Source organism: Streptomyces sp. MS19, assembly GCF_047200595.1.
GTDB lineage: Bacteria > Actinomycetota > Actinomycetes > Streptomycetales > Streptomycetaceae > Streptomyces.
In genome coordinates, this window is record NZ_JBJZOH010000017.1 from 66,786 (window position 1) to 91,112 (window position 24,327).

Below are 24,327 nucleotides of genomic sequence, written 5' to 3' on the forward strand. Positions count from 1 at the left end.
GGATGTTAGCCTGGCGATGACACACTGAGACATCGGAGAGACGCCGGAGAAGGAGAAGAGCGATGACACAGGGTGAGATGTGGATTCTGGGGGCCACCGGCCGGGTCGGGCGGGCCGTCGCGGCGCAGATCGTGGCCGCCGGGACCATCCCCGTACTGGTCGGACGCGACGTCGGCCGACTGCGTGAAGTCGCCGCCGGACTCGGGCTCGACGCCGACTCGAAGACCGTTGTCGCGGCGGGGGCGGACGCCATGGCGGCCGAAATCACCCGCCAGCGGCCCGCCGTGGTCGTCAACACCATCGGCGACTACGCCGAGACCGTCGTCCCGCTCGCCCGCGCCTGCCTGTCGGGCGGCAGCCACTACCTCGACCAGGCCAACGACCCGACCGCCTTCCACCGCCTGCTCGCCCTGCACGACGAGGCCGCCGCCGCGAGCAGCACCCTGGTGACCGGTGCGGGGTTCGGCGTCCTCGGCACCGAGGCGATTGTGGCCCACCTGTGCCAGAACCGCCCCGTGCCGAGCCGGGTCCGGGTGGACGCCTTCGCTTCGGTTGCGGTGGAGGCAGGCGTGCTCGGCACCGCCCTCGCTACCAGCATCGTGGACGGCTTCGCGATGGGCGGTCGCCGTTACGAAGGCGGCCAGTTGCTCAAGACCCGCCTCGGCGGGGAGGTTCATCACCTGACCCTGCCCGACGGGGAACGCATGTCCGCGGTCGGTGTCCCCTCCGGTGAACTCATCGCCGCTCAGCGGGTGAGCGGGGCCCCCTCGGTATCGGCGACCTCCGGCCTCATTCCCGCCTCGCGTGCCGTCCGGGCGGCCCTGCCGCTGCTGTCCGCGCTCCTGCGGATCCGGGCGGTACGGACCTTCGCGATCGGCCGGATGGCGGGGATCAAGACCAAGGCCGCCCCGCGCCCGCGCCCGCACACCTGGGGCCACGCCGTCGTTACCTGGCCCGACGGCACCGTCCGCGAAGGCTGGCTGCGGACCGGCGACGCCATGGACTTCACCTCCGCCGTCGCCGCGCAGACCGCGCTCCACCTCGCCGCGGGCAAGGGACGACCCGGCGCACACACCCCGGCCGCCGCCCTCGGCCCGGACCTCGCTACCGCCGCCGGAGGCCACATCGTAGATGAGGTTGCTTGACCACGGGCGTTGTCAACCGTGCCGAGCGATCCGGGTCCTTCGCTCAGCGCGGCCCCGCCGGAGCAATTGATGTCGACGTCCCTGGTAGGGACTGCCGCTGTTCTGCCACGGAGATTGGTGACAGGTTTCACGGCGAGGTGATCTTGAGCGAGTGAAGGCTGTCCGGGTTCGGTGTGGATTGCTGCGTCTGGCCCGCTGCGTCGTGGACGACGGCTGGTCGCTGCGACGAGACGCCTACCCGCGATGGCACCACACTCACAATCCCCGCCGCGGACACACCGCACTCAAGGGCCAACCACCCGCCAACCGCGTCCCCGACCTCACGGGTCAGGACACCCAAGGCGCGTCGTCCGGATCTTCCCTGGCACGCGCTGTCGGCGTGGGGGCACCTCCCAGGCCCCCTCGGGCCTGGGGGACCCTCGCCGCGTTGTCTCATCGCGAAGAGTAGGACCGAGTACGAGCCGCGATGCTCCGCCTTGCGAGGCACCGCATCCGACAACGCGGCCTGACCCGGCAAGACCCGGAAGCCGAACCCTGGCGGTCAGTGCACCACGGTCACGTGTCGGCCATCCCCACGGCCACGGCCACGGCGCGGCGGGGGCCGGGGCGCTCAGCAGTCACAGTTGCAGTCGCAGCAGCCTCCGTCGCCCCCGCTGTCGCCGCCACCGCAGTTGCAGCACTGGCAGCAGTTGCAACACTCGCAGCACTCCGCGTAGTGGCACCAGCCGTGCCGCTCCTTGCCCGTCCACGGGTCGGCGTAGTCCTCGCGGCAGCAGACCTGGCAGGTACAGAACATCGCACTCCACGCCGCGCAGCCCGCCCAGAAGTTGCGCCGCTTCTTCCGCTTGTCGCGGTCGGGGAGCAGATCGGGGAGTATGTCGGGCACACCGGGCGGCACCGGCAGCCGGGGGTCGCCCGAACCGGACGCCCACGGCATGGCGGGCCCGTGCCCGTCGTGCGCGTGCCCGCCGCCGAAGGCGCGGTCCACCGAGCGCCCGACCTCGTGGGCCAGCAGCAGGTGCGCCAGCTTCCCGTCGGAGAACTCGGCGTCCCGCAGCGCCAGCCGTATCCCGGTCACCGCCTCGTCGCACAGCCGCCTGACCTCGGGCAGCGGCGTCCCGGTGGCGTCGATGGGGTTCCACGCGCCCTCCCGCCGGTCCTTCTCCAGGTCCTCCACGGCGTCGAGCAGGTGCGCGAGGCGGCCGAAGAGGGTGCCCGCCTCCGCGAGCGGCGCCGCGTTCCCCGGCCGCCCGGCGAGCCGCGCGGTGTGGGCGAACGCGGCGGCGGTCGCCGTCTCGACCGGCTCGGTCACGGCCAGCACGGACGTGCCGGGCCCCGCGAGCCCCTCCACCTCCGGCTGCCGCGCCACCGCGTCCACCAGCACCGACGTGTCGAAGCCGACCGCCCCGCCGGAACGCGCGCCCGCCGCGTCCCACCCGGAGGCGACGCGCCGCGCCGCGCCCGCGAGCACCGGACGCGCGAACACGCCGTCCCGGTCGGCCACATGGTCGCGCAGCTTGGCCGACGCCAGGACCAGGGAGACCACCGCCGCGAGACGCGCGCCCTCGTCCGCCGCGACCGACGCCGTACGCATCCCCCGCAGCGCGCACGGCCCCGCGGTGCGCCGTACCCGCGCGCCGGCGGGCGCCTGGGCGGCGAACAGCACGGATATCAGCAGCCCGTCGTAGTTGGTGGCGACCCGCGCCGCCTGCCCCCGCACCCCCCGCAGGGCCAGGCACAGCCCGCACAGATGCCCCATCCACTCCTGGAACAGACCTTCGGGCAGCCGGTGTCTGCACGGCCGCACGATTCCGAACATTGCGCGTTCCCCCCTGTCGCGCCGCAGCGCGGAGCCCCCGGTCCCTGTCGGACCGGGGGCTCCGTGCAGCGACGTGCCGGTGATCTGACGGTCTACCGCTACGGGATCGTAGCCCCCACCGCGGCGAGCGCGTCCGTCACGGGGTAGAAGAACGTCGTCCCGCCCGACGTGCAGTCGCCGCTGCCGCCCGAGGTGAGGCCGACCGCGCTCGACCCGTCGAACAGGGCGCCGCCGCTGTCGCCCGGTTCGGCGCACACGGTCGTCTGGATCGCGCCCTCGACGGTGCCCTGCGGGTAGCGGACGGCGACGTCCACGGCGGTCACCTGGCCGTCGTGGACGCCCGTGGTGCTGCCGCTGCGCCGCACGTTCTGACCGACCGTCGCCTCGGCGGCGCCGGTGATCTCCTGGGTGCCGCCGTCGTAGAGGGACACCTCGCTCGGGTGCTCGGGCGCCGGGTCGGCGTACTCGACCAGCGCGTAGTCGGAGCCGGGGAACTCACCCGCCGTCAGGGTGCCGACCGCCGCGCCGCCGGCGGAGTCGGACCAGGAGCTGCCGACGCTCCCGCAGTGCCCGGCCGTGAGGAAGCCGGGGGCGCCGCCCACCGTGACGTTGAACCCGAGCGAGCAGCGCGCGCCCGAGCTGTAGATCGCCTCGCCGCCCGCGAGGAAGGGCTGGAACTCCCCGGGCACCGCGGCCAGGGAGGCGGTGTCGCCGAGTCCGGCGACGGCGGTGCGCAGGTCCGTCAGCTCCGTGCCGCGCACCGTGCTGTCGGTGGTGACGCGGACCGTGTTGGAGACCGGGTCGACGGCCCAGGCCGTGCCCGCCACCGCGAACCCGGCGACGGCGTCCTTCACCTCGTCGAGTTCGGCGAGGCTGTGGCGGACGACACGGGCCTCGGCGCCCGCGCCGCGGACGGTCGAGGCGGCCGCCTCGTCCGTGACGTTGACGACGAGCGTGCCCGAGTCCGCGTCGTAGTAGGTGCCGCCCGAGGTCTCGGGGGTGAGTTGTGCGGAGAGTGAGGCCGCGAGAGTGCCCGCCTCGGCGGACGAGAGGACCCGGGGCGCGGCCGTGGGGACCGCGGCCGGGTCGGCGTTCGCCTCCGCGACGGCGAAGGTGCCGGCGAAGAGGGCCGCGGCGCCGGCCGCCGCGGCGGCGACACGTCGCCGGTGTGACGTACGTCGGTGTGTCACGCTCTTTTCCTCCTGTGGGGGTTGGAGCCAGGGCTCCGGAGAGCGCATGAACCCGGCCGGTCCCGGCCGGCGCGGCGCGGGCCAGTCACGTTCATGCCAAGCGATACCGGCGAGTATCCGAGCCGGGCGGGTACGGCACAAGGCCGAGAACTTGCCCCGACCATATGAGCACACCGGTGAAGGTAATGCGCGTAAACCATCCAGAACACTCCGGCTTTTCCTGCGTGGGACGGACAGTGCGGCGGCACCTTGCGTATGTGTACGCCCGCCCGGCGCGGTGGGAGCGGCGACATCAAGTGGTCTGGACCTGTCCGGAAATCGCCGCCTGCTACGCGCGTTTCACCCACATACCGGTCCCCCCGAACACATGTCAGGTGAGCTGTGTCACAGCGACGCCACGGACGGGAGCGCGTCGTTCCGGAGCGGGCGCGGGAACCGACCGCCGCTGCCGGGCGGCCTTCTGACGCGGCGCCGGGCGCGGCGGGGACGGGCGCACGCGCAGGTGGGCGGCGTACGCGGGCGCTGCCCGGCGGACGGCGGTACGGGCGCCGGGCGCCGTCGCACGGGCCGCCCGGCGCGGTGGCCGGGCGCGGCGGGGAGGCGCCTGAGGCAGGGTCAACGGGCCGCCGGTCGCCCCCGGCCGGTGCGCGGCCACAGGACAGGACCACGGACGAAAGGCCGGGGGCGTCCGCCGGCGGTCCCGGACAGCGCTCCGCCCCGCCGGTCGGGGACCGGCGGGGCGGAGCGTCGTGCGAGGGGACGCGCGTGCGTCAGAGGATGGTCGCCCCGTAGGCGTTCAGGGCCTCGACGACGGGCTGGAAGTACGTCGTGCCGCCCGTCGAGCAGTTGCCGTTGCCGCCGGAGGTGAGGCCGATGGCGGTGCGGCCGGAGAACAGCGGGCCACCGCTGTCGCCGGGCTGGGCGCAGACGTTGGTGCGGATCAGGCCGGAGACGATGTCACCGCCGCCGTAGTTCACCGTGTAGTTGAGACCGGTGACCGAGCCGCCCCACACACCCGTGGTGCTGCCGCTGCGCTGGACGCTCTGGCCGACCGTCGGGTTCGCCGCGCCGGTGATGTCCACCGTGCTGCCGTTGTACAGGTTGACCACACCGGGATGCGGGATGGCGCTGTTCGCGTAGCGCACCAGGCCGTAGTCGTTGCCCGGGAAGCTGGACCCGGCCGTCGGACCGATGTACGTGGTCAGCGACGAGTTGGTGTACCAGTTCGGGAAGCCCTCGGTGCAGTGGCCCGCCGTCAGGAAGTAGGCGGCGCCGCCGATCGAGACGTTGAAGCCCGCCGAGCAGCGCCAGCCGAGGTCGGCGTAGATCGGGTCGCCGCCGGCGAGGTAGCGCTGGAGGGTGCCCTCGGTGCGCTCCACCGAGAGGGCGCCGGAGAGCGCGCCGGCGCTGCTGCGCAGCTCGGCGATCTCGGCGTTCGAGACCGTCTCGTCCACCGTGACGACGACACGGCCCGACTGCTTGTCCACCGTCCAGGCGGTGCCCGCGACGTCCGCTTCGAGCACGGCGTCGCCGGCGGCCCTCAGCTGCGAGGTGCTGTAGGTGGCGACGGGCTCGGCCTGGGCCGCGTTCGGCATCACGAACGCGGCGGCGGCCAGCAGCCCCGAGGCGGCGGCGGCCAGCCGGAGCCGGCGGGACGTACGCCCGTGGGGGTTGGTGCGCTTCAAACCCACTTGATCCTCCAGTAAGGAATCCGGTGCCCATTGGCTGTCTGGGCAGGGGTGAGGCGTGGCCAGGGGCAGGACGGCGGGGACGCACCCCTTCCGCCATGGCCCTGACAAGCGCTGGTGCAGAGTCTTCTCACCGCCGACGCCGTTGAAAAGAACGCCTTTCGGACACCCTCCGCACGCGCTCCGTCACCCGATCGGCCGGGCGTGCCGAACTTACTCGCAGTCAGCACGCCGCGAGCACAACACCGCTGATGAAGCCCCACTTCGAATGCACCAGAACCGTCACGAAAACGGGATCTGATGGGCATACCCTTGGCGCATCATCCGCATGATGGACGACCATAGGGGGGATGCGGACGGGTACAGGCCGCCCGGGAGGAGAGGAGGCATCCATGGGATCGGTGCGAAAGGCGAGCGCCTGGCTCGGTCTCGTCGAGGACCGCGAGATGCGCTACTACGACGACGAGTACGCGGAGGGGCCCGAGCCCGGCGACGCCGCCGGTCCGTGGACCACCGACCCGCGGGTCAGGGTCGCGGCCGAGGTCGCGCACGACCAGGGGGGCCGTATCGCCACGGTCACGCCGGACGGCTTCGGCGACGCGCGCCGGATCGGCGAGCTGTTCCGCGACGGGGTCCCCGTCGTGATCAACCTGACCGTCCTCGACTCCGCCGACGCCAAGCGCGTGGTGGACTTCGCGGCCGGTCTCACCTTCGGCCTGCGCGGGACGATCGAACGGGTCGCCAACCGCGTCTTCCTCCTCACCCCCGCCGACTACCAGATCGTCACCGCACAGCGCGACCGTTCCGCCGAGGACGGCTTCTACAACCAGAGCTGATCCGCTCCCGCCCCCACCGGGCGGAGCGGATCAGCCGCGGAACGCGTCGAGACCGGTGAGCGCCTTGCCGAGCACCAGCTGATGCATCTCGCTGGTGCCCTCGTAGGTGAGGACCGTCTCCAGGTTCGCCATGTGGCGCATCACCGGGTACTCCCACGAGATGCCGTTCGCGCCCAGGACGGTCCTGGCGGTGCGGCAGATGTCCAGCGCCTCGCGCACGTTGTTCAGCTTGCCGAGGCTCACCTGCTCCGGCAGCAGCCGCCCGGCGTCCATACGGCGCCCGAGGTGCAGGGCGAGCAGCAGCCCTTTCTCCAGCTCCACCGCCATGTCCGCGAGCTTCGCCTGCGTCAGCTGGAAGGCGCCGATGGGCCGCCCGAACTGCTCCCGCGTCCCCGCGTACTCAAGCGCCGTGCGGAAGCACGTCCTCGCGGCGCCGAGCGCGCCCCAGACGATCCCGTACCGCGCGTGGCTCAGGCAGCTCAGCGGCGCCCGCAGCCCGCGCCCCCCGGGCAGCGCCGCGTCGGCGGGCAGCCGCACCCCGTCGAGGACCAGCTCGCTCGTCACCGAGGCGCGCAGCGAGCCCTTGTGCCGGATGGTGTGCGCCGTGAAGCCTGGCGTCCCGGCGGGGACGAGGAAGCCCCGCACGCCCTCGTCCGTCCTGGCCCAGACGACGGCGACGTCGGCGATCGAGCCGTTGGTGATCCACGTCTTGCGGCCGGTCAGGACCCAGTCGCCGCCGTCGCGCACCGCGCCGGTGCGCATGCCGGACGGGTCGGAGCCGTGGTCGGGCTCGGTGAGGGCGAAGCAGCCGATGGCCGCCCCGGCGGCCATGCCCGGCAGCCAGGCGCGGCGCTGCTCCTCCGAGCCGTACCGGTGGATCGCGTACATGGCGAGGGAGCCCTGCACGGAGACGAGGGAGCGGATGCCCGAGTCCGCGGCTTCCAGCTCCAGGCACACCAGCCCGTACTGGACGGCCGACGCGCCCGCGCAGCCGTAGCCGTGCAGCGGCATGCCGAGCGCGCCCATGGCGCCCAGCTCGCGGGCCAGGCCGCGCGGGTCGGGCAGTTCGCCGCGCTCGTACCAGCCGGCGACGTACGGCAGCACCCGGTCCGCGGCCCAGCGGCGCGCGGTGGCCCGGACGGCGAGGTCGTCGTCGCCGAGCAGTTCGTCGATGCCGAGCGGGTCGGCGGGATCGAAGGCGGGACGGTCCGGCATGCGGGACCCCTTCCCTTGCGTCGTCTCAGCTGTCGGCGCGCGGGACGGACCCCGCCGCACCCGCGCGTCCCGCGACGCTACGGGCCGGTAACGCCGGAGGGCAAGCGGACGGCGCCCGCGTCTCCTCGTCCGGCCCGCGCAGATCGCGCGGCAGGCGCCTGGCGGCGACGGCGCCCGCGAGCAGCAGGACGGCGCTGACCAGCAGCGTCGTCTTCATGCCGTGGACGAACGCGTCGCGCGCCGCCTGCCGCAGCGCCTCCCCCGCCCCGCCGCCGACGTGCGAGGCGACCGTGTACGCCTCGCCGAGCGAGTGCCCCGCGGCGGCCCTCTCGTCCCCCCTGACGCCCTTGAAGCGGTGGACGGCGGGCCCGTACACGGCGTTCATGATGCTGCCGAGGACGGCGATGCCGAGGCCCGCGCCGAACTGGTAGGCCGTCTCGCCGATCGCCGCCGCGCCGCCCGCCTGCCGCACCGGGACGTCGCTCAGCATCGACTCGTAGGAAGCGAACAGCGTCGTCTCCAGGCCGAAGCCGAGCAGCACGAAGCCGGTCACCATGAGGACCGGCCGGTCGTGGCCGTCCAGGCAGGTCAGCGTCAGGACGGCCACCGCCGTCAGGACGAACCCGGCGGTCACCATCAGGCGCGGCCCCAGAGCCGCCAGCAGGCGCGAGCCGGCGAGCCCGGCCGCGATGGCTGCCACACTGAGCGGCAGCAGGCGCAGCCCGGTCCGGAGCGGCGAGAGCCCGAGGACGAGCTGGAGGTACTGCGCCGCGACGAGCGCGAGGCCGACGAGTGCCAGCACCGTCAGCACGATGCAGCCGACCGCCGTGCCGAACGCGGGCCTGGCGAACGACGACAGGTCGATCAGCGGCTCGGGCAGCCGCCGCTGCCGCCGCGCGAACAGCACGAGCAGCAGCGCCCCGCCGCCCGCGGCCAGCGCGGTCCCCGGCGTGAACAGGTCGCCCCCGCCCGCCCGTTTGACCGCGAGGATCACGGCGAAGAGCCCGCAGGCCGCCATCAGCGCGCCCGTGACGTCCCACGGGCCGGTGCTGTCCCCCGTGGACTCGGGCAGCAGCAGGCGCGCCACGGGCAGGCAGGCGGCCATCAGCGGCAGGTTGACGAGGAAGACCGAGCCCCACCAGAAGTGTTCGAGCAGGACACCGCCGGCCAGCGGGCCGATCGCCGCGCCGACGGCGGCGACCGCGCTCCAGATGCCGACGGCCAGGGCCCGTTCGCGCCGGTCGGGGAAGACCTGCCGGAGGATGGACAGCGTGGCGGGCATGATCATCGCGCCGCCCGCGCCGAGCAGCACGCGCGCGGCTATGAGCGTCCCGGGCCCTGGGGCGTACGCGGCGGCGGCGGACGCGAGGGCGAAGCAGCCGTAGCCGGCCAGCAGCACGCGGCGGCGGCCGACGCGGTCGCCGAGGGTGCCGAAGAGGATCAGCAGTGAGGCGCAGGCGAGGGGGTACGCGTCGACGATCCACAGGAGTTCGACGCCGCTCGGGCGCAGGTCCTCGGTCACGGCGGGGACCGCGACGTGCAGCACCGTCGCGTCGATCGCGACGACCAGCAGGCTCACGCACAGGACGACCAGGACCGTCCAGCGGTTACGGGCACCGCGACAGGCTCCGGGCGGGGCGATCCCGGACATCGACGCACCTTTCCTCCGCGCGCGCGGACGGCGGCCCCGCGCCACCACGGGGGACTCCCGGCGGCACGCGCGGCGCCGGGCACGGTGGTTGCGGGCGGATGGTCAGACAGACTACGGCAGCGCGTCACCAGGACAAGGGGGCGGCGTTCACCCGCCGCGCCCGGCGGGAAACCGATGCGAAGCTCCGCCGAATTGACCGGAACACAATTCCCGGACGCCGCGCATTCCATGGAGCGAAGCGAAGCCGGGCGGGTGAATTGACGGGCCATACATCACATAGCCATTACGAAGGCGGGGCCGCGCAGGAGGGCCGCTATCACGGGCTGTAATCTTGAAAAAGTGCGTACCGACCGACTCCTCGCCCGCCTCGAACAGGAGCCTCAGCCACCCGACGCGCCGGCTCCCGTGATGAGCCGCACGCGCGTCGCGCTGCTGTGGGCCACCCTCGGCTTCTACGCGGCCATCGTGGCGGCGGTCCTGAGCACGTCCTGGCTGGTCCGGCTGGACTGGCAGGTGATGCTGTTCCGGCCGTACAAGCAGTGGCCGGAGATGCACGCGTTCCTCGACTACTTCGTCGTCCTCGGCCAGCGCGGCCCGACCGCCGCGCTGGTCGTGGCATGGCTGGGCTGGCGCTCGTGGCGCACGCGCACCCCGCGCCCGCTGCTGGTGATGGCCTGCGCGCTGCTGCTGCTGAACGTCACGGTGGGCGCCGCGAAGATCGGCATGGGCCGCGAGGGCCCGCACTACGCGACGGTCATGGGCTCGAACGAGATGTTCCTGACCGGCGATATATTTCCCTCGGGCCACACCGCCAACGCCGTCGTGACCTGGGGAATCCTCGCCTATCTGGCCACCACCCCCCGCGCCAGGCGCGGCCTGTCGGTCATCGCCGCCCTGTGCGCCCTCGGCGTCGGCGCCACGACCGTCTACCTCGGTACGCACTGGGTGAGCGACGTCCTGCTCGGCTGGGCCGCCGGTCTGCTCATCCTGCTGGCGCTCCCGTGGTGCGAGCCGGTCATCACGCGCGTCGAGCGCCTCCTCCTGACCCTCTGGGGGCACGCCCTGGGGACGGCCCCGCGGCGGTCCGGCACCGGGACGCCCCGTCCGCTCGGCGTGACGCCGCTCCCGGCGGCCGCCTCGGTGCGCGTGCCGGAGGAGCAGCTGACCGGGGCGGGCGAGCCCGCGCGGCTCGCGAAGATCCGGCTGCGTCCCGCCACCGCGCACACCACCCACCAGGTCGCCCACCCGCACCAGCCCGACCATCCGGAGCACCCGGCGCGGCCCGTCGGAAGCCACTGAGACGCCCCGGAAGCCGCCCGGAGCGGCGGCCAGGGGCCGGGGTCAGCCCTGCCAGCAGCGCACGACCTCGCCGTCGCGCACGGCGAGGTTGAGGCGCCCCGGCATGAACTCCATGGTGACGATCGCGTCCGGCGCCAGTCTCCGGACGCGGGGCCAGCCCCGTTCCGTGGCGGAGCGTTCGGCGTCGTCGGCGCGCATGCCGACGTAGCGGTCGGGGACGTCCTGCGGCGGCTGCGGCGGCCTGGGTACGGGAGCCATGCTGCCACCGTACGGCCTCGGCCGGACCACCCGGAAGTCCCGCCGGGATCGGCGAACTGTCACGCTTCTGTCACAGCGGAACCCCGCGCCACCCGTTCGGCCCAACAGGGCCTTCGCGTTCGCACGGCCTCCCGCAATTTCCTCCCGGCACGGCGCCCCGCGCAATTCCCGCGCCTTTTCCCGCGCGCCGGAAAATCAGCCCGCGCCACCGCGAATTCACCTTTCCGGTGAACAACGGGAACGGCGGGACCCGGCGGCGGCGCCCTCCCCGGCCGGGGCGCGCCCGCGCCCCGGCACGGCGCCGGGCAGGATTGGCCGCCCCTCGGGCGTGACCCGGGCGCCGTCCCGCCCGTTGAGCACGGGGCACCTCGCCGCCCGTGGCGGGGCGCCCGAGATGCCACAGCCCGAACCGACCACAGCCCGAACCGAGGAGCGACAGTGTCCCCCTTGCTCGACGTCAGCGATGACGTACGCGCCGAGATCGGCGACGAAGAGGCCGAACGGCTGCTCGCCGGCGAGAACGCCCCGGGAAGCTACGACTGCACCTCCTGCCGTACCCCGGGCAACACCGAGCAGGAGCGCACCAGCACGGTCCTCTTCGTCGGGGACGAGACCGCCGTCCTCGCCTTCGCGCACGCCTCCTGCATCCCGTCCCAGGTCGTGACGGTCTCCGAGGAGCAGCTCAAGGGCGCGGTCAGGTCGCTGACCGGCGACAGCCCCGTGGGCGGCGTGCCCGCGCAGGCCACGGCCCCCGGCGGCCTCCCCGAACCGCAGCCCGAGCAGGCCGTACTGGGCGTGACATGCGGCCAGATCCTCGTCGAGGAGCAGCTGTACCCGGCGATCGTCGTCGAGCCGACGGGCCCGATCGCCCGCCCCGGCACGGAGGGTCCGGGCGACGACTTCCTGCCCCTGCTGATCGAGGCGGGCTTCGTGCCCGTCACCGACGTCGCGACGCCGCCGCAGAAGCTGCCCGGCTGGTCCGTGCTGGTCGCCATGGGCCAGCTGCACGCGGTGCTCCAGGCCAACCCGGGCGGCCAGCCGCTCGCCTGGTGGCAGGCGCACCAGCCGCTCGCCGTCACGGACGGCTGGCGCGCGAGCGCGAACCAGCGGGGCACCGTGCTCGTCTACTGCGCCCCGGCCGGTGCCATCGGGCAGCAGCCGCGCGAGGACCTGATGCGGGAGGCCCTGGAGAAGGCCGCGGCGGGCGGGCTGCTGGTCGCCGCCGCGATGCCGCTCGCCGGTACCTGATCCGGTACGCGCGCCCCGGCGCGGGCGCGCGTGCGGGCGCCCGGGGGCGGCTCCTGGCTGGGGCGATCGGGTAGAAGCGGTTCCGCGGCCCGCATCCGTCGGGCGCGCCGCTCGTTGGAGGGGCGTGCACCCATATGACCCTTCCCGACCGCAGCACTCCCCCCGGCACGCGACGGCCCGCACCGGCATCCCCGGCATGCGGGCGCCGTACGAGCACGCGGTGACGTCGGAGACCCCGATCTTCGACGCGCTGTGCGCCGAGTACCGGCGGCTGTTCCGGTCCCTGCCGGGGGACCGTTCGGGAGAGGAACACCTGGCGTTCGTCGCCTTCGGCTCGTTCCACGGCGCGCACCACGGCCAGGGCAGCGCGCTCGCGGCGTACGGGTACGGCACCGCGGGGTCGCTCCACGCGCCCGCCGTGCTCGTCCCCGCCGTCATGCCGCCGACACGGCAGGACCCCGGGCGGCACTCGTCGTCCCAGAGCCTGTGACGGCGCCGGGCGCCAGAGCGGCGGAGACCGCGGGGACGAGCAAGGGGAAGGGCCGCGCATCCGCGCGGCCCTTCCCCTTGTGCCGTCCGTCCGCCCCGGCTACTTCCTGGCGCGCCCGCGCTTCTCCCGCACGCGCACGGACACATGGATCGGCGTGCCCTCGAAGCCGAACTCCTCGCGCAGCCGCCGCTCCAGGAAGCGCCGGTAGCCCGCCTCCAGGAAGCCGGACGCGAACAGCACGAAGCGCGGCGGGCGCGTGCCCGCCTGGGTGCCGAAGAGGATGCGCGGCTGCTTGCCGCCCCGCACCGGGTGCGGGTGGGCGGCGACGATCTCGCCGAGGAACGCGTTCAGCTTGCCCGTCGGGATGCGGCTCTCCCAGCTGGCGAGCGCGGTCTCGATGGCCGGGACGAGCTTCTCCATGTGGCGGCCGGTGCGCGCGGAGATGTTCACGCGCGGCGCCCACTGGACCTGGACCAGCTCCTGCTCGATCTCGCGCTCCAGGTAGAAGCGGCGCTCGTCGTCGAGCTGGTCCCACTTGTTGTACGCGATCACCAGGGCGCGTCCGGCGTCCACGGCCATCGTGATGATGCGGGTGTCCTGGACGCTGATCGGCTCGGTCACGTCGATCAGGACGACCGCCGCCTCCGCCTTCTCCAGCGCGGCGGCCGTGCGCAGCGACGCGTAGTAGTCGGCGCCGTCCTGGAGGTGGACGCGGCGCCTGATGCCGGCCGTGTCGACGAAGCGCCATGTCGTGCCGCCGAGGTCGATCAGCTCGTCCACCGGGTCCCTGGTGGTGCCCGCGGTCGGGTCCACCACCACCCGCTCCTCGCCCGCGACCTTGTTCAGCAGCGACGACTTGCCGACGTTGGGGCGCCCGATCAGCGCGATGCGGCGCGGCCCGCCCACGGTGACGCCGAACGTCTCGCGGGGCGCCTCGGGCAGCACGTCGAGGACCTTGTCGAGCATGTCGCCCGTGCCGCGCCCGTGGAGCGCCGAGACGGGCTGCGGCTCGCCGAGGCCGAGGGACCACAGGTAGGCGGCGTCGGACTCCATGTTGGGGCCGTCCACCTTGTTCGCGCACAGCACGACGGGCTTCCCCGAGCGGCGCAGCAGCTTGACGACGGCCTCGTCCGTGTCGGTGGCGCCGACCGTGGCGTCCACGACGAGGACGACCGCGTCGGCCGCCTCGATGGCGAACTCGGCCTGGGCCGCCACGGACGCCTGGATGCCCAGGACATCCTGCTCCCAGCCGCCGGTGTCGACCACCTTGAAGCGGCGGCCCGACCACTCGGCCTCGTAGGTCACGCGGTCGCGGGTCACGCCGGGCCGGTCCTCGACGACGGCCTCGCGGCGGCCGAGGATGCGGTTGACGAGCGTGGACTTCCCGACGTTCGGGCGGCCGACGACGGCCAGCACGGGCAGCGGGCCCGCCGCGGCGGCGGCCAGCTCACCGGCGATCTCGTCGGCCTCGAAGCCCTCCTCGGCCGCGAGGGCCATGAACTCCTCGTACTCGGCGCCCCCGAGGGCACCGTGCGGGGCATCGGTGCCTGGGTGGTTCTGGTCGGTCATGGAGTTCAGTACCTCGTGTCGGTGTGCGTTGCGGGGCTGTGCTGTCGGGGCTGTGCTGTCGGGGCGGGAACGGCGCGGCGCGCGGTGTCCCCGGGTGTCCCCCGGTGTCCAGTGTCGCTCAGCGGCCGGTGAGACGGCGGGCGTCCTTCAGGTGCGCGGTCAGCCGCTCCTGTATACGCACGGTCGCGTCGTCCAGCGCCGTTCGCGTACGCCGTCCCCCGGCCGCGCCCTCGGGCGTGACGGTGAACGGGTCGCCGAAGACGACGTCGATCCGGCTGCGCAGCGGCGGCATGCCGGGCACGAGGCGGCCGCGCCGCTCGTTGCTGCCGAGGACGGCCACCGGCACGACGGGCGCGCCCGAGCGCAGCGCGAAGTACGCCAGTCCGGCCCGCAGGGCGGCGAAGTCGCCCTCGGTGCGGGTGCCCTCGGGGAATATCCCCAGAACACCGCCGCCCTTCAGGATGTCGAGCGCCCCGGTGACGGCGGCGCGGTCCGTGCCCTTCCGGTCGACGCTGAGCTGCCCGATGCCGCGCAGGAACGAGCCGACCGGGCCGACGAACGCCTCCTTCTTGACCAGGAAGCTCACCGGCCGGGGCGACGTCCCCATCAGGACGGGTCCGTCGACGTTGTGCGTGTGGTTGACCGCGAGGATGACCGGGCCGCCCGGCGGGACCCGCCAGGCGCCCAGCACGCGCGGGCGGAAAGCACCGTTGATGATGCCGATGGCCAGCCTGCGTCCGGTGGCCGCGCCCCTGCCGGCGCCGGGTGCGGTCACCTCGGCCGCCGCTTCCCGTCCACCAGCTCCGCGACCCGTTCGACGACCTGGTCGAGGGTCAGCTCGGTGGTGTCCACCTCGATGGCGTCGGCGGCCTTGGCGAGCGGGGACGTCTTGCGGCCCGAGTCGGCGGCGTCGCGGCGGACGAGCGCGGCACGGGTGGCGGCCACGTCGGCGGCCTCGGCGCCCGTCAGCTCGGCGCTGCGGCGGGCGGCCCGCGCCTCGGCGGACGCGGTGAGGAAGATCTTGACGTCCGCGTCCGGCAGCACGGTGGTGCCGATGTCGCGGCCCTCGACGACGATGCCGCCGCCCGCCCCGGCGGCGATGGTGCGCTGGAGCCCGGTGACGCGCGTACGGACCTCGGGGACGGCGCTGACGGCGCTGACCGCGGCGGTGACGGCCTGGCCGCGGATCGGGGCGGCGACGTCCGTGCCGTCCACGGTGATGGTGGGCGCGCGGGGGTCGGTGCCCGAGACGATGACGGGCTTCGACGCGGCGGCGGCGACGGCGGCCTGGTCGGCGACGTCCACGCCGTTCTCCAGCATCCACCAGGTCATCGCGCGGTACTGGGCGCCGGTGTCGAGGTAGCCGAGCCCGAGCCGGACGGCGACGGCCTTCGAGGTGCTCGACTTGCCCGTGCCCGACGGGCCGTCGATGGCGACGATGACGGGGTTCCCGGCCGGGGGGACGGTCGTGGGAACAGCCTCGGGAACAGCCACGGGGGGTGCGCACCTTTCTCACATGCCGGCCTGCGCCAGACAGCGCGGCGGGGACGGGACCGGCCGCCCCCGGGGAAGAAGGGTACCGGTCCCGCCGCGGAGCCCTACTGCCGGATAGGCCAGCCCCGCTGCCGCAGGGCGGCGATGAGCCCGGGGGCCGCCGTGGGCTCCACCATGAGCTGCACGAGACCGGCCTGCTGCCCGGTGGCGTGCTCGATACGGACGTCCTCCACGTTGACGCCCGCGCTGCCCGCGTCCGCGAAGATCCTGGCCAGCTCGCCGGGCCGGTCGCTGATGTGGACGGCGACGGTCTCGTACGCGGCGGGCGCCGCGCCGTGCTTGCCCGGGACGCGGTCCTGCCCGGCGCGGCCGCGCCGCAGCAGCTCCTCGACGGCGGCGAACCCGGCGTCGCGCTTCGCGTCGTCGGCGGACTCCAGGGCCCGCAGCGCCCGTACGGCCTCCTCCAGGTCGGCGGCCACCTCGGCGAGCACGTCGGCGACCGGTCCCGGGTTGCTGCTGAGGATGTCGAGCCACATCCGGGGGTCGGACGCGGCGACGCGGGTGACGTCCCGCAGGCCCTGCCCGCTCAGCCGGACGGCGGACTCGGCCGCGTTCTCCAGCCGCGCCGCGACCAGGCTGGAGACCAGCTGCGGCGTGTGGGAGACGAGGGCGACGGCGCGGTCGTGCGCGTCGGCGTCCATCACGACGGGGACGGCGCGGCAGAGCGCGACGAGTTCCAGCGCCAGGTTCAGCACCTCGGTGTCGGTGCCTGGCGTCGGGGTCAGGACCCAGGGCCTGCCCTCGAAGAGGTCGGCGGTCGCGGCGAGCGGCCCGGACCGCTCCTTGCCCGACATCGGGTGCGTGCCGAGGTAGCTGTCCAGGTCGCCGCCGAGGTCGGCCAGCTCGCGGCGCGGGCCTCCCTTGACGCTGCCCACGTCCACGTAGCCGCGGGCCGCGCCGCGCTTCTGGAGCGCGGCGAGGGTCCTGGCGATGTGGGCCGGGGGGACGGCGACGACGGCCAGGTCCACCGGTCCGGCGGGCGGCTCGTCCGTCCCCGCGCCCAGGGCGGCGGCCGTCTTCGGCTGGTCGGGGTCGTGGTCCTCCAGGTGCACCCGGACACCGCGCGCGGACAGCGCGAGCGCCACGGACGTGCCGATGAGGCCGGTCCCGACGACGAGTGCGGTGCGCATCTACAGACCGACCTCCTTCATGAGCCGGCCGACCTCGGTGTGGGTCATGCGGCGCAGCCAGCCCGATTTCTGGTCGCCGAGCGCGATCGGGCCGAAGTGCGTGCGGACGAGCTTGTCCACGGGGAAACCGGCCTCGGCGAGCATGCGGCGCACGATGTGCTTGCGGCCCTCGTGCAGGACGACCTCGACGAGGTAGTCGCGGCCCGTGTTCTCGACCACGCGGAAGTGGTCGGCGCGGGCGTAGCCGTCCTCCAGCTGGATGCCCTCCTTGAGCTGCTTGCCCAGGTCGCGCGGGATGGGCCCGCGGATGGCGGCCAGGTAGGTCTTGGTGACGCCGTACCGGGGGTGCGTCAGGCGGTGGGCCAGCTCGCCGTGGTTGGTGAGCAGGATGATGCCCTCGGTCTCGGTGTCGAGCCGCCCGACGTGGAAGAGCCGCGTCTCGCGGTTCTGCACGTAGTCGCCCAGGCACTGGCGGCCCTCGGGGTCCTCCATGGAGGAGACGACGCCCGCCGGCTTGTTGAGGGCGAAGAAGAGGTACGACTGCGCGGCGACCGTCAGGCCGTCCACCTTGATCTCGTCCTTCTCGACGTCCACACGGCGGCCCTGCTCCGTGACGACCTTGCCGTTGACCTCCACGCGGCGCTGCTCGATCAGCTCCTCGCAGGCGCGCCGCGAGCCGAGGCCGGCGCGGGCGAGGACCTTCTGGAGCCGCTCGCCCTCCTGGTCGCCGAAGGTCTTCGGCAGCTTCGCGGCGGGCCCTGCGTGCCGCTCGCGGTTGCGGTCCTCCAGCAGCGCCTCGTACTCGCGGGAGCGCGCCGGCGCGGCGGGACGGCGCTTGCCCTGACCCCTGCCCTGGCCCTGACCCCTGCCCTGGCCCTGGCCCTTGCCCCCGCCCTGGGCGGCCCCCGGCCGCCCGGCGCCGGACTGGCCCTGGCCGTGGCGGCGCTCCTCGGGGCGGGGGCGGCCCGCCCCCTGCCGCCGGTCGTCGCGGTCGTTGCCCGCGCCCCGGTAGTTCCGGTTGTTGTTCCTGCCGCTGCTTCGCATCAATGATCCGTCGGTGAGTCGCCGCTGTCGTCTGCATCTGCATCCACGCTGAACGACGGCACGCCCTCCCGGCTCTCGCCCTCGACCTGGTCGGCCTCCGGGAGGAAAGGGGCGAGCTCGGGCAGTTCGTCCAGGCCGCGCAGGCCCATCCGCTCCAGGAAGTAGTGCGTCGTCCCATACAGGATCGCACCTGTTTCGGGTTCGGTGCCCGCCTCGGCCACCAGCCCCCGCTGGAGCAGGGTGCGCATGACGCCGTCGCAGTTGACTCCCCGGATGGCGGACACGCGGGAACGGCTCACCGGCTGGCGGTACGCGACGACCGCGAGCGTCTCCAGCGCGGCCTGGGTGAGGCGGGCGTGCTGGCCGTCCAGGACGAAGCCCTCGACGGCCGGGGCGTACGCGGGGCGCGCGTAGAACCGCCAGCCGCCCGCCACCTGCCGCAGCTCGAAGCCGCGCTCCTGGGCGGTGTACTCGTCGGCCAGCTCGCGCAGGGCGGCGGCCACGGCGCGCCGGGGGCGGCCGAGGACCTTCGCGAGGTGCTCCTCGGTGGCGGGCTCGTCCACGACCATGAGGACGGCTTCGAGCGCCGGGCGCAGCGGCAGCGCGGCGGGGCCGTCCGGGGGCGCGGCGGTCCCGGTGGCTTCGGTGTCTGCGGTGTCTGCGGTGTCTGCGGTCATTCCTGCGCGTCCTTCCCTTCGGCGGGCACCGCGGTCTCCTGGTCGAACTCGTCCGTGACCAGCGGCCGGTCCCCCGCCGCCGTACCGCTCCAGCGGACGAGCAGGGGGCCGAGCGCCTCGTCCTGGTCGAGGGCGACGGCCCGCTCCCGGTACAGCTCCAGGAGCGCGAGGAAGCGGGCGACGACGGTGAGGGTGTCGGGGGCGTCCCTGGTCAGCTCGGCGAACGTCGCCTCGCCCGCCTCGCGCAGGCGGCCGATGACGATGTCCGCCTGCTCGCGGACGCTGACCAGCGGCGCGTGGATGTGGTCGACGTACACCTGGGGCCTGGGCTTCGGCTGCATGGCCTTGACGGCGAGGCGGGCGAAGCCCTCGGGGCCGAGGCGGATGACGACCTCGGGGAGCAGCTCGGCGTGGTGCGGTTCGAGGCCGACCGTGCGGGGGCGGCGGAGTGCCTCGGCGGCGAGGCGGTCCGCGAGGATGCCGGCCACCTTCTTGTACGCGCGGTACTGGAGGAGGCGGGCGAAGAGCAGGTCGCGCGCTTCGAGGAGCGCGAGGTCCCCCTCGTCCTCCACCTCGGCGGTGGGCAGGAGCCGCGCGGCCTTGAGGTCGAGGAGGGTCGCGGCGACGACGAGGAACTCGGTGGTCTGGTCGAGGTCCCAGTCGGGGCCCATGGCGCGGATGTGCGCCATGAAGTCGTCGGTGACGCGGGAGAGCGCCACCTCGGTGACGTCCATCTTGTGCCGCGAGATGAGCTGGAGGAGCAGGTCGAAGGGGCCTTCGAAGTTCTCCAGGACGACCTTGAACCGGCCGTCGTCGGGCTGTTCGCCGGACGGGAGCGCATCGGTCGGGCCCGCCTGGGCGGGAACGGCGGGGCGCGGCGGGGCCTCCACGGCTTCCCCGGCGTCCTCGGTCCTGGGCCGGGGCGGTGCGGCGTCCGGCCCGTCCGCCGCCTCAGCGGCCGCCCGCGCCGGGGCCGGGCCCTCACCGGCACGCCTGCCCGAGGGAATCCGCGTGCCTTCGGACGTGCCGGCACCCCCTGCATCGGCACGTCCACCCGAAAGGACAGTGGCAGACGCCACAGGACGCTCACCGGTCCGCGTACCTGCGGACGACTCTTCAGAAGCGCCGACCCCGTCCGCCGCGTCACCGGAAGGCATCAGGGAGTACGCGGCATCGCGTGCATCGCCCGCCCGGGACGAGCCGACACCCGCACCGGAACGCACGCTGGCCCCCGTACCCTCGGACGGCTCCCCCGCCGTGACGGCGTTTGCGGCATCGGCGCGTCCGCCGGAGAGCATGGCGGCGGACCGCACGGGGCGCTCACCGCCTCGCACGCCTCCGGGCGACTCCTCCGAGGCGCTCGGCCCGTCCGACGTTGTGGCGGAAGATGTCGGCGGCCACGCGGCGTCGCGTGCGTCGCCCCCGGCATCGGGTCGCACGCCGGTATGCGCGCTGCCGCCTGACTCCCCCGCGCCTTCCGATCGGTCTCCGGCGCTGTCGGCCTCATCGGGGCGGTCGAGTGCGCCACCGTCCGCACGAGGCGAGGCCGTGCGCGCATCAGCGCGTCCGCCCGGAACGACGGCGGCGGACGGCACAGGACACTCACCGCCCTGCGCACCTCCAGGCAACTCCCCGGAATCGCTCGCCCCTTCCGCCGCGGTGTCGGAAGGCGACGGGGAGTACGCGGCATCGCGTGCGCCGTCTGCCCAGGACAGGTCCGCACCCGCACCGGAGGGCGCGTCCTCGGGCGACTCCTCCGCGGTGACGGCATCCGCCGCATCGCCGCGCCTGCCCGAAGGGACGGCGACGGTGTCGCCCGAACCCGTGTCGGAGCGGCCAGGCGCCTCGGCGGGCGTCGTCGGGTGCGCGGTCCCCGGGGCGGAGGCGTCGTCTCCCGCGCGGGAGAGGGCCGTGCTCGGCGGAGTGGCGGCGGACGGCTCGTCCGTCCCGGTCTCCGGGGGCGGCAGGGGGTGCGCGGCGTCTTCCGTCCGGGGCGGGGGCGGTACGGCCTCCGGCTCGGTGTGCGGCTGCGTGGGCGGCGCCGTTCCCGGGCCGAGGCCGAGGGAACGGCGGCGGCGGGGATCGGGGGCGGGCGGGGTCATCGCGGGGCAGACTACCGCGCCGTATCGGGCGAAGCGGACGTCAGCGACCGCGCAGGCGGCGCACGAGGATGCTCGCGTCGCCACGCGACTCAAGGTCGGCCAGGACGACCGCGACGGCCTCCCTGACGATGCGGCCGCGGTCCACCGCGAGGCCGTGCTCGCCGCGCAGGACGAGACGCGCGTGTTCGAGGTCCATCAGTTCCTCGGCGGAGACGTAGACCGTGATCTTCTCGTCGTGCCGCTCCCGCCCGCTCGGGCGGCGCGCGGCGCGGCCACGGCGAGCCGATGACTGGGCGCTCTGAGCGCCCTGGGCGTTCTGGGCCGCGCCGGACCCGGCGCCGCCCCTCGTCTGCTTGGGCGGCCCGGACGCGCCGCCGCCCGCCGGGGCGGGGGCGGCCGGTTCGCGCTGCTGGCGCGCCTGGGGGCCGCCGCCCCCGGGCGCCCGGTCGGCGGCGGGCCGGCCCCTGCGGGAGTCCTCCGCCGTGCCGCCCGCGGTCTCCTCGCCGCCGGGAGCGGCGGCGGACTGCTGCTCGGCCGCGGGGGCGGGCAGCCGTGGGGTGGCACCGTTGTCCTGCGCCCCGCCGCCGTCGTGCGGGGTCGAGGGCTGCACGGCGGCCCCACCGGTGGTACGGAAGAGTTCGTCAGCCGCCGGGAGACTCACTCGGCGTGGCACCGGGCGAGCACCTCCCTTGCGAGCTGGCGGTAGGCGGCGGCGCCGACGGAGTTGGACGCGTAAGTGGTGATGGGCTCGCCGGCCACCGTCGTCTCGGGGAAGCGGACGGTGCGGCCGATGACGGTGTGGTACACGTTGTCGTCGAACGCCTCGACGACGCGCGCGAGCACCTCGCGGCTGTGGACCGTGCGCGAGTCGTACATCGTCGCCAGGATGCCGTCGAGGTGCAGGCCGGGGTTGAGCCGCTCCTGGACCTTCTCGATGGTCTCGGTGAGCAGCGCGACGCCGCGCAGCGCGAAGAACTCGCACTCCAGCGGCACGATCACCTTGTCCGCGGCGGTGAGCGCGTTCACCGTGAGCAGGCCGAGGGACGGCTGGCAGTCGATGATGATGAAGTCGTAGTCGGCGAGCAGCGGTTGCAGGGCGCGCTGGAGCGTGGACTCGCGGGCGACCTCGCTGACGAGCTGGACCTCGGCGGCGGACAGGTCGATGTTGCTCGGCAGCAGGTCCATCCCGGCGACGGCGGTCTTGAGGAGCACCTCGTCGGGCGCCATCCCCCGCTCCATCAGCAGGTTGTAGATGGTGAGGTCGAGTTCCATCGGGTTGACGCCGAGGCCGACCGAGAGGGCGCCCTGCGGGTCGAAGTCCACGAGCAGGACGCGGCGTCCGTACTCGGCGAGCGCGGCACCCAGGTTGATGGCGGAGGTGGTCTTGCCGACGCCGCCCTTCTGGTTGCACATGGCGATGATCTTGGCCGGGCCGCGCTCGGTGAGCGGTCCCGGGATCGGGAAGTACGGGAGCGGGCGGCCGGTGGGGCCGATGCGCTCGCGCCGCTGGCGCGCCGCGTCGGGCGCGATGGTGGCCGCGTACTCGGGGTCGGGCTCGTACTCGGCGTCGGGGTCGTAGAACTGCCCGTCGGGCAGCTCTTCGTAGTCGGGGAAACGGTCGGCGTCGCCGGCCGTGCGGTCCGCTGCCATGGGCGTGGTCACATGGCTGTCCGTGCTCTGATGCGCAGTCATGCTCGGTTGGCTCTGGTGGGTTGCGAAGGTATGGACGGCGACGGAGCCCAGGCCCGTGTGATCCGCGGCGCCGTGGCGCCCGGCCTGGACCCCTGGGTGTCCTCCCCCGGGAGTAATTGTCGACTCATTCACAAGTCGTCTTACCTCCTTGGGGACCAGGAAACATCTGGACAGAGTCAGCGTTGCACCATGCCGACGATTGGCGACTCTATGGCGTGTCGGCGGTCGACAGCAACACAATCCGCCGGACCGGCACGGATGTGTCGGCCGTCGAACATTCGCCTGTCAACCGCACAAGGCTCGCCAGTGGGACGTTTCTCCGGTGGGCGAATCGGTCAAAGGGCCATCTTCGCCGCGAGTTGACACCCCGCCGGGGAGTGGCCGGAAGCCGACCCGCGGCGGAACGGGCGGCGCGGCGCCGACGCAGCGTGTGACATTCCCGATGTTGACGCCGGGAGTTGACCGGCGTGTCCGCCCGGTCAGGCGAGCACGGAACGGAGTTCGGCGTGCGGCAGACCGTGGGCCTCGGCGACCGGCCCCGAGACGACCTCCCTCTCGTGCACGTTGAGCCCGAGCGCGAGCGCCGGGTCGTGCCGCAGGGCGTCGCGCCAGCCGTGCCGGGCGAGGCGGGAGATGTAGGGGAGGGTCGCGTTGGTCAGCGCCCAGGTCGAGGTGCTCGGGACGACGCCCGGCATGTTGGCCACGCAGTAGAACACCGACTCGTGGACGCGGAAGGTGGGTTCGGCGTGGGTCGTGGGACGCGACCCCTCGAAGCAGCCGCCCTGGTCGATCGCGATGTCGACAAGGACACTCCCCGGCTTCATCCGTGACACCAGGCCGTCGGAGACCAGCTTCGGCGCGCGGGCGCCCGGCACGAGGACCGCGCCGACGACGAGGTCGGCGTCGAGGACTGCGCGCTCCAGCGCGTACGCGTTGGAGGCGGCGGTCTGCACGCGCGTGCCGAAGATGCGGTCGGCCTCGCGCAGCCGGGCGGCGTCGGTGTCGAGGAGCGTCACGTGGAAGCCCATCCCGACGGCGATCTGCGTCGCGTTGAAGCCCGAGACGCCGCCGCCGATGACGACGGCGCGCCCGGCCGGGGTGCCCGGGACGCCGCCGGGCAGCACGCCGCGGCCGCCCGCGGAGCGCATCAGGTGGTACGCGCCGACCTGCGGGGCGATCCGGCCCGCGACCTCGGACATCGGGGCGAGCAGCGGGAGCGCGCGTCCCGGCGTCTCGACGGTCTCGTACGCGATGGCGGTCGTGCCGGAGGCGAGCAGCGCGTCCGTGCACTCCCGGGACGCGGCGAGGTGCAGGTAGGTGAAGAGCACCTGGTCCTTGCGCAGGCGGTGGTACTCCTCGGCGACGGGCTCCTTGACCTTGAGCACGAGGTCGGCGCCGCCCCAGACGTCGTCGGCGGTGGGCAGCAGCGTGGCGCCCGCGGCGGTGTACTCGTCGTCGGGGATGGCGGAGCCGACGCCGGCGCCGCGTTCGACGGTCACCTCGTGCCCTGCCGTGACGAGTTCGTGCACACCGGCGGGGGTGATGGCGACGCGGAACTCGTTGTTCTTGACCTCGCGGGGGATGCCGACCTTCATGGGGGATCACGTTCCTCGGCTTGTGAAGCGTGTGTAGCTTCGGGAGCACTGCCAGCCAGCGCCGCTTCGACCAGTTTATTGAAGGAGCTGAGGTTGTCCAGCCTTGCTTTCAGTCAGCATGTGCG

21 protein-coding genes are annotated in these 24,327 nt (G+C 73.9%); 5 read left to right on the forward strand and 16 right to left on the reverse strand.

All coding sequences use genetic code 11. The features are described from left to right. Window positions 1-62: 62 nt before the first annotated feature. Window positions 63-1,145 (forward strand): saccharopine dehydrogenase NADP-binding domain-containing protein, encoded by a 1,083-nt coding sequence (locus ACL02R_RS17940; protein ID WP_412797931.1) that lies wholly within the window; start codon window positions 63-65, stop codon window positions 1,143-1,145. Between the two features lie 610 nt (window positions 1,146-1,755). Here ACL02R_RS17940 and ACL02R_RS17945 read toward each other — a convergent pair. From ACL02R_RS17945 to ACL02R_RS17955, 3 genes are all read right to left on the reverse strand, one after another. Further along, window positions 1,756-2,964 (reverse strand): DUF5685 family protein, encoded by a 1,209-nt coding sequence (locus tag ACL02R_RS17945; RefSeq protein ID WP_412797932.1) that lies wholly within the window; start codon window positions 2,962-2,964, stop codon window positions 1,756-1,758. Between the two features lie 98 nt (window positions 2,965-3,062). Further along, entirely contained in the window at window positions 3,063-4,154 is a 1,092-nt protein-coding gene (locus ACL02R_RS17950; RefSeq protein ID WP_412797933.1) for a S1 family peptidase, read from the reverse strand. Window positions 4,155-4,924: 770 nt separating this feature from the next. Continuing rightward, window positions 4,925-5,845, reverse strand: a complete 921-nt coding sequence (locus tag ACL02R_RS17955; protein ID WP_412797934.1) for a S1 family peptidase — start codon at window positions 5,843-5,845, stop codon at window positions 4,925-4,927. A gap of 389 nt (window positions 5,846-6,234) precedes the next feature. On the opposite strand from ACL02R_RS17955, the gene ACL02R_RS17960 reads away from it, so the two are divergent. Beyond that, window positions 6,235-6,678 (forward strand): cell division protein SepF, encoded by a 444-nt coding sequence (locus ACL02R_RS17960; protein WP_412797935.1) that lies wholly within the window; start codon window positions 6,235-6,237, stop codon window positions 6,676-6,678. A gap of 30 nt (window positions 6,679-6,708) precedes the next feature. Here ACL02R_RS17960 and ACL02R_RS17965 read toward each other — a convergent pair whose 3' ends face one another. Then, window positions 6,709-7,893, reverse strand: a complete 1,185-nt coding sequence (locus ACL02R_RS17965; RefSeq protein ID WP_412797936.1) for an acyl-CoA dehydrogenase family protein — start codon at window positions 7,891-7,893, stop codon at window positions 6,709-6,711. A 25-nt stretch (window positions 7,894-7,918) separates the two neighbouring features. Then, window positions 7,919-9,544: an MFS transporter gene (locus ACL02R_RS17970; protein WP_412797937.1), complete on the reverse strand. Its 1,626-nt coding sequence runs from the start codon at window positions 9,542-9,544 to the stop codon at window positions 7,919-7,921. 339 nt (window positions 9,545-9,883) lie between these two features. On the opposite strand from ACL02R_RS17970, the gene ACL02R_RS17975 reads away from it, so the two are divergent. Further along, a complete protein-coding gene (locus ACL02R_RS17975; RefSeq protein ID WP_412797938.1) occupies window positions 9,884-10,843 on the forward strand; it encodes a phosphatase PAP2 family protein in 960 nt (319 codons plus the stop codon). Window positions 10,844-10,885: 42 nt separating this feature from the next. Here the strand turns inward: ACL02R_RS17975 and ACL02R_RS17980 are convergent, their stop codons facing one another. Further along, window positions 10,886-11,101 (reverse strand): hypothetical protein, encoded by a 216-nt coding sequence (locus ACL02R_RS17980; RefSeq protein WP_398844291.1) that lies wholly within the window; start codon window positions 11,099-11,101, stop codon window positions 10,886-10,888. Between the two features lie 447 nt (window positions 11,102-11,548). On the opposite strand from ACL02R_RS17980, the gene ACL02R_RS17985 reads away from it, so the two are divergent. Then, entirely contained in the window at window positions 11,549-12,349 is an 801-nt protein-coding gene (locus ACL02R_RS17985; RefSeq protein WP_362964894.1) for a hypothetical protein, read from the forward strand. A gap of 124 nt (window positions 12,350-12,473) precedes the next feature. Next, window positions 12,474-12,839, forward strand: a complete 366-nt coding sequence (locus ACL02R_RS17990; RefSeq protein WP_412797939.1) for a hypothetical protein — start codon at window positions 12,474-12,476, stop codon at window positions 12,837-12,839. Window positions 12,840-12,938: 99 nt separating this feature from the next. On the opposite strand, the gene der is transcribed toward ACL02R_RS17990, so the two are convergent. The 10 genes from der to ald all read right to left on the reverse strand — a co-directional run bounded on the left by der (window position 12,939) and on the right by ald (window position 24,202). Next, entirely contained in the window at window positions 12,939-14,408 is a 1,470-nt protein-coding gene (gene der / locus ACL02R_RS17995; protein ID WP_412797940.1) for a ribosome biogenesis GTPase Der, read from the reverse strand. A gap of 118 nt (window positions 14,409-14,526) precedes the next feature. Then, entirely contained in the window at window positions 14,527-15,183 is a 657-nt protein-coding gene (locus ACL02R_RS18000) for a lysophospholipid acyltransferase family protein (RefSeq protein ID WP_412797941.1), read from the reverse strand. Beyond that, window positions 15,180-15,902 carry a (d)CMP kinase gene (gene cmk / locus ACL02R_RS18005; protein ID WP_412797942.1) on the reverse strand — a complete coding sequence of 241 codons (723 nt, stop codon included), beginning with the start codon at window positions 15,900-15,902 and terminating at the stop codon, window positions 15,180-15,182. The genes ACL02R_RS18000 and cmk overlap by 4 nt, the downstream gene beginning before the upstream one ends. 104 nt (window positions 15,903-16,006) lie before the next feature. Beyond that, window positions 16,007-17,092: a prephenate dehydrogenase gene (locus ACL02R_RS18010; RefSeq protein WP_412797943.1), complete on the reverse strand. Its 1,086-nt coding sequence runs from the start codon at window positions 17,090-17,092 to the stop codon at window positions 16,007-16,009. After that, a complete protein-coding gene (locus ACL02R_RS18015) occupies window positions 17,093-18,136 on the reverse strand; it encodes a pseudouridine synthase (protein ID WP_412797944.1) in 1,044 nt (347 codons plus the stop codon). Beyond that, window positions 18,136-18,813, reverse strand: a complete 678-nt coding sequence (gene scpB / locus ACL02R_RS18020) for an SMC-Scp complex subunit ScpB (RefSeq protein ID WP_412797945.1) — start codon at window positions 18,811-18,813, stop codon at window positions 18,136-18,138. The genes ACL02R_RS18015 and scpB overlap by 1 nt, the downstream gene beginning before the upstream one ends. Next, window positions 18,810-19,703, reverse strand: a complete 894-nt coding sequence (locus ACL02R_RS18025) for a segregation and condensation protein A (protein ID WP_412797946.1) — start codon at window positions 19,701-19,703, stop codon at window positions 18,810-18,812. The genes scpB and ACL02R_RS18025 overlap by 4 nt, the downstream gene beginning before the upstream one ends. 1,252 nt (window positions 19,704-20,955) lie before the next feature. Further along, window positions 20,956-21,576, reverse strand: a complete 621-nt coding sequence (locus ACL02R_RS18030; protein ID WP_412797967.1) for a hypothetical protein — start codon at window positions 21,574-21,576, stop codon at window positions 20,956-20,958. Beyond that, window positions 21,573-22,565: a ParA family protein gene (locus ACL02R_RS18035; RefSeq protein ID WP_398844392.1), complete on the reverse strand. Its 993-nt coding sequence runs from the start codon at window positions 22,563-22,565 to the stop codon at window positions 21,573-21,575. The genes ACL02R_RS18030 and ACL02R_RS18035 overlap by 4 nt, the downstream gene beginning before the upstream one ends. 521 nt (window positions 22,566-23,086) lie before the next feature. Next, window positions 23,087-24,202 carry an alanine dehydrogenase gene (gene ald / locus ACL02R_RS18040; protein WP_412797947.1) on the reverse strand — a complete coding sequence of 372 codons (1,116 nt, stop codon included), beginning with the start codon at window positions 24,200-24,202 and terminating at the stop codon, window positions 23,087-23,089. Window positions 24,203-24,327: the final 125 nt, after the last annotated feature.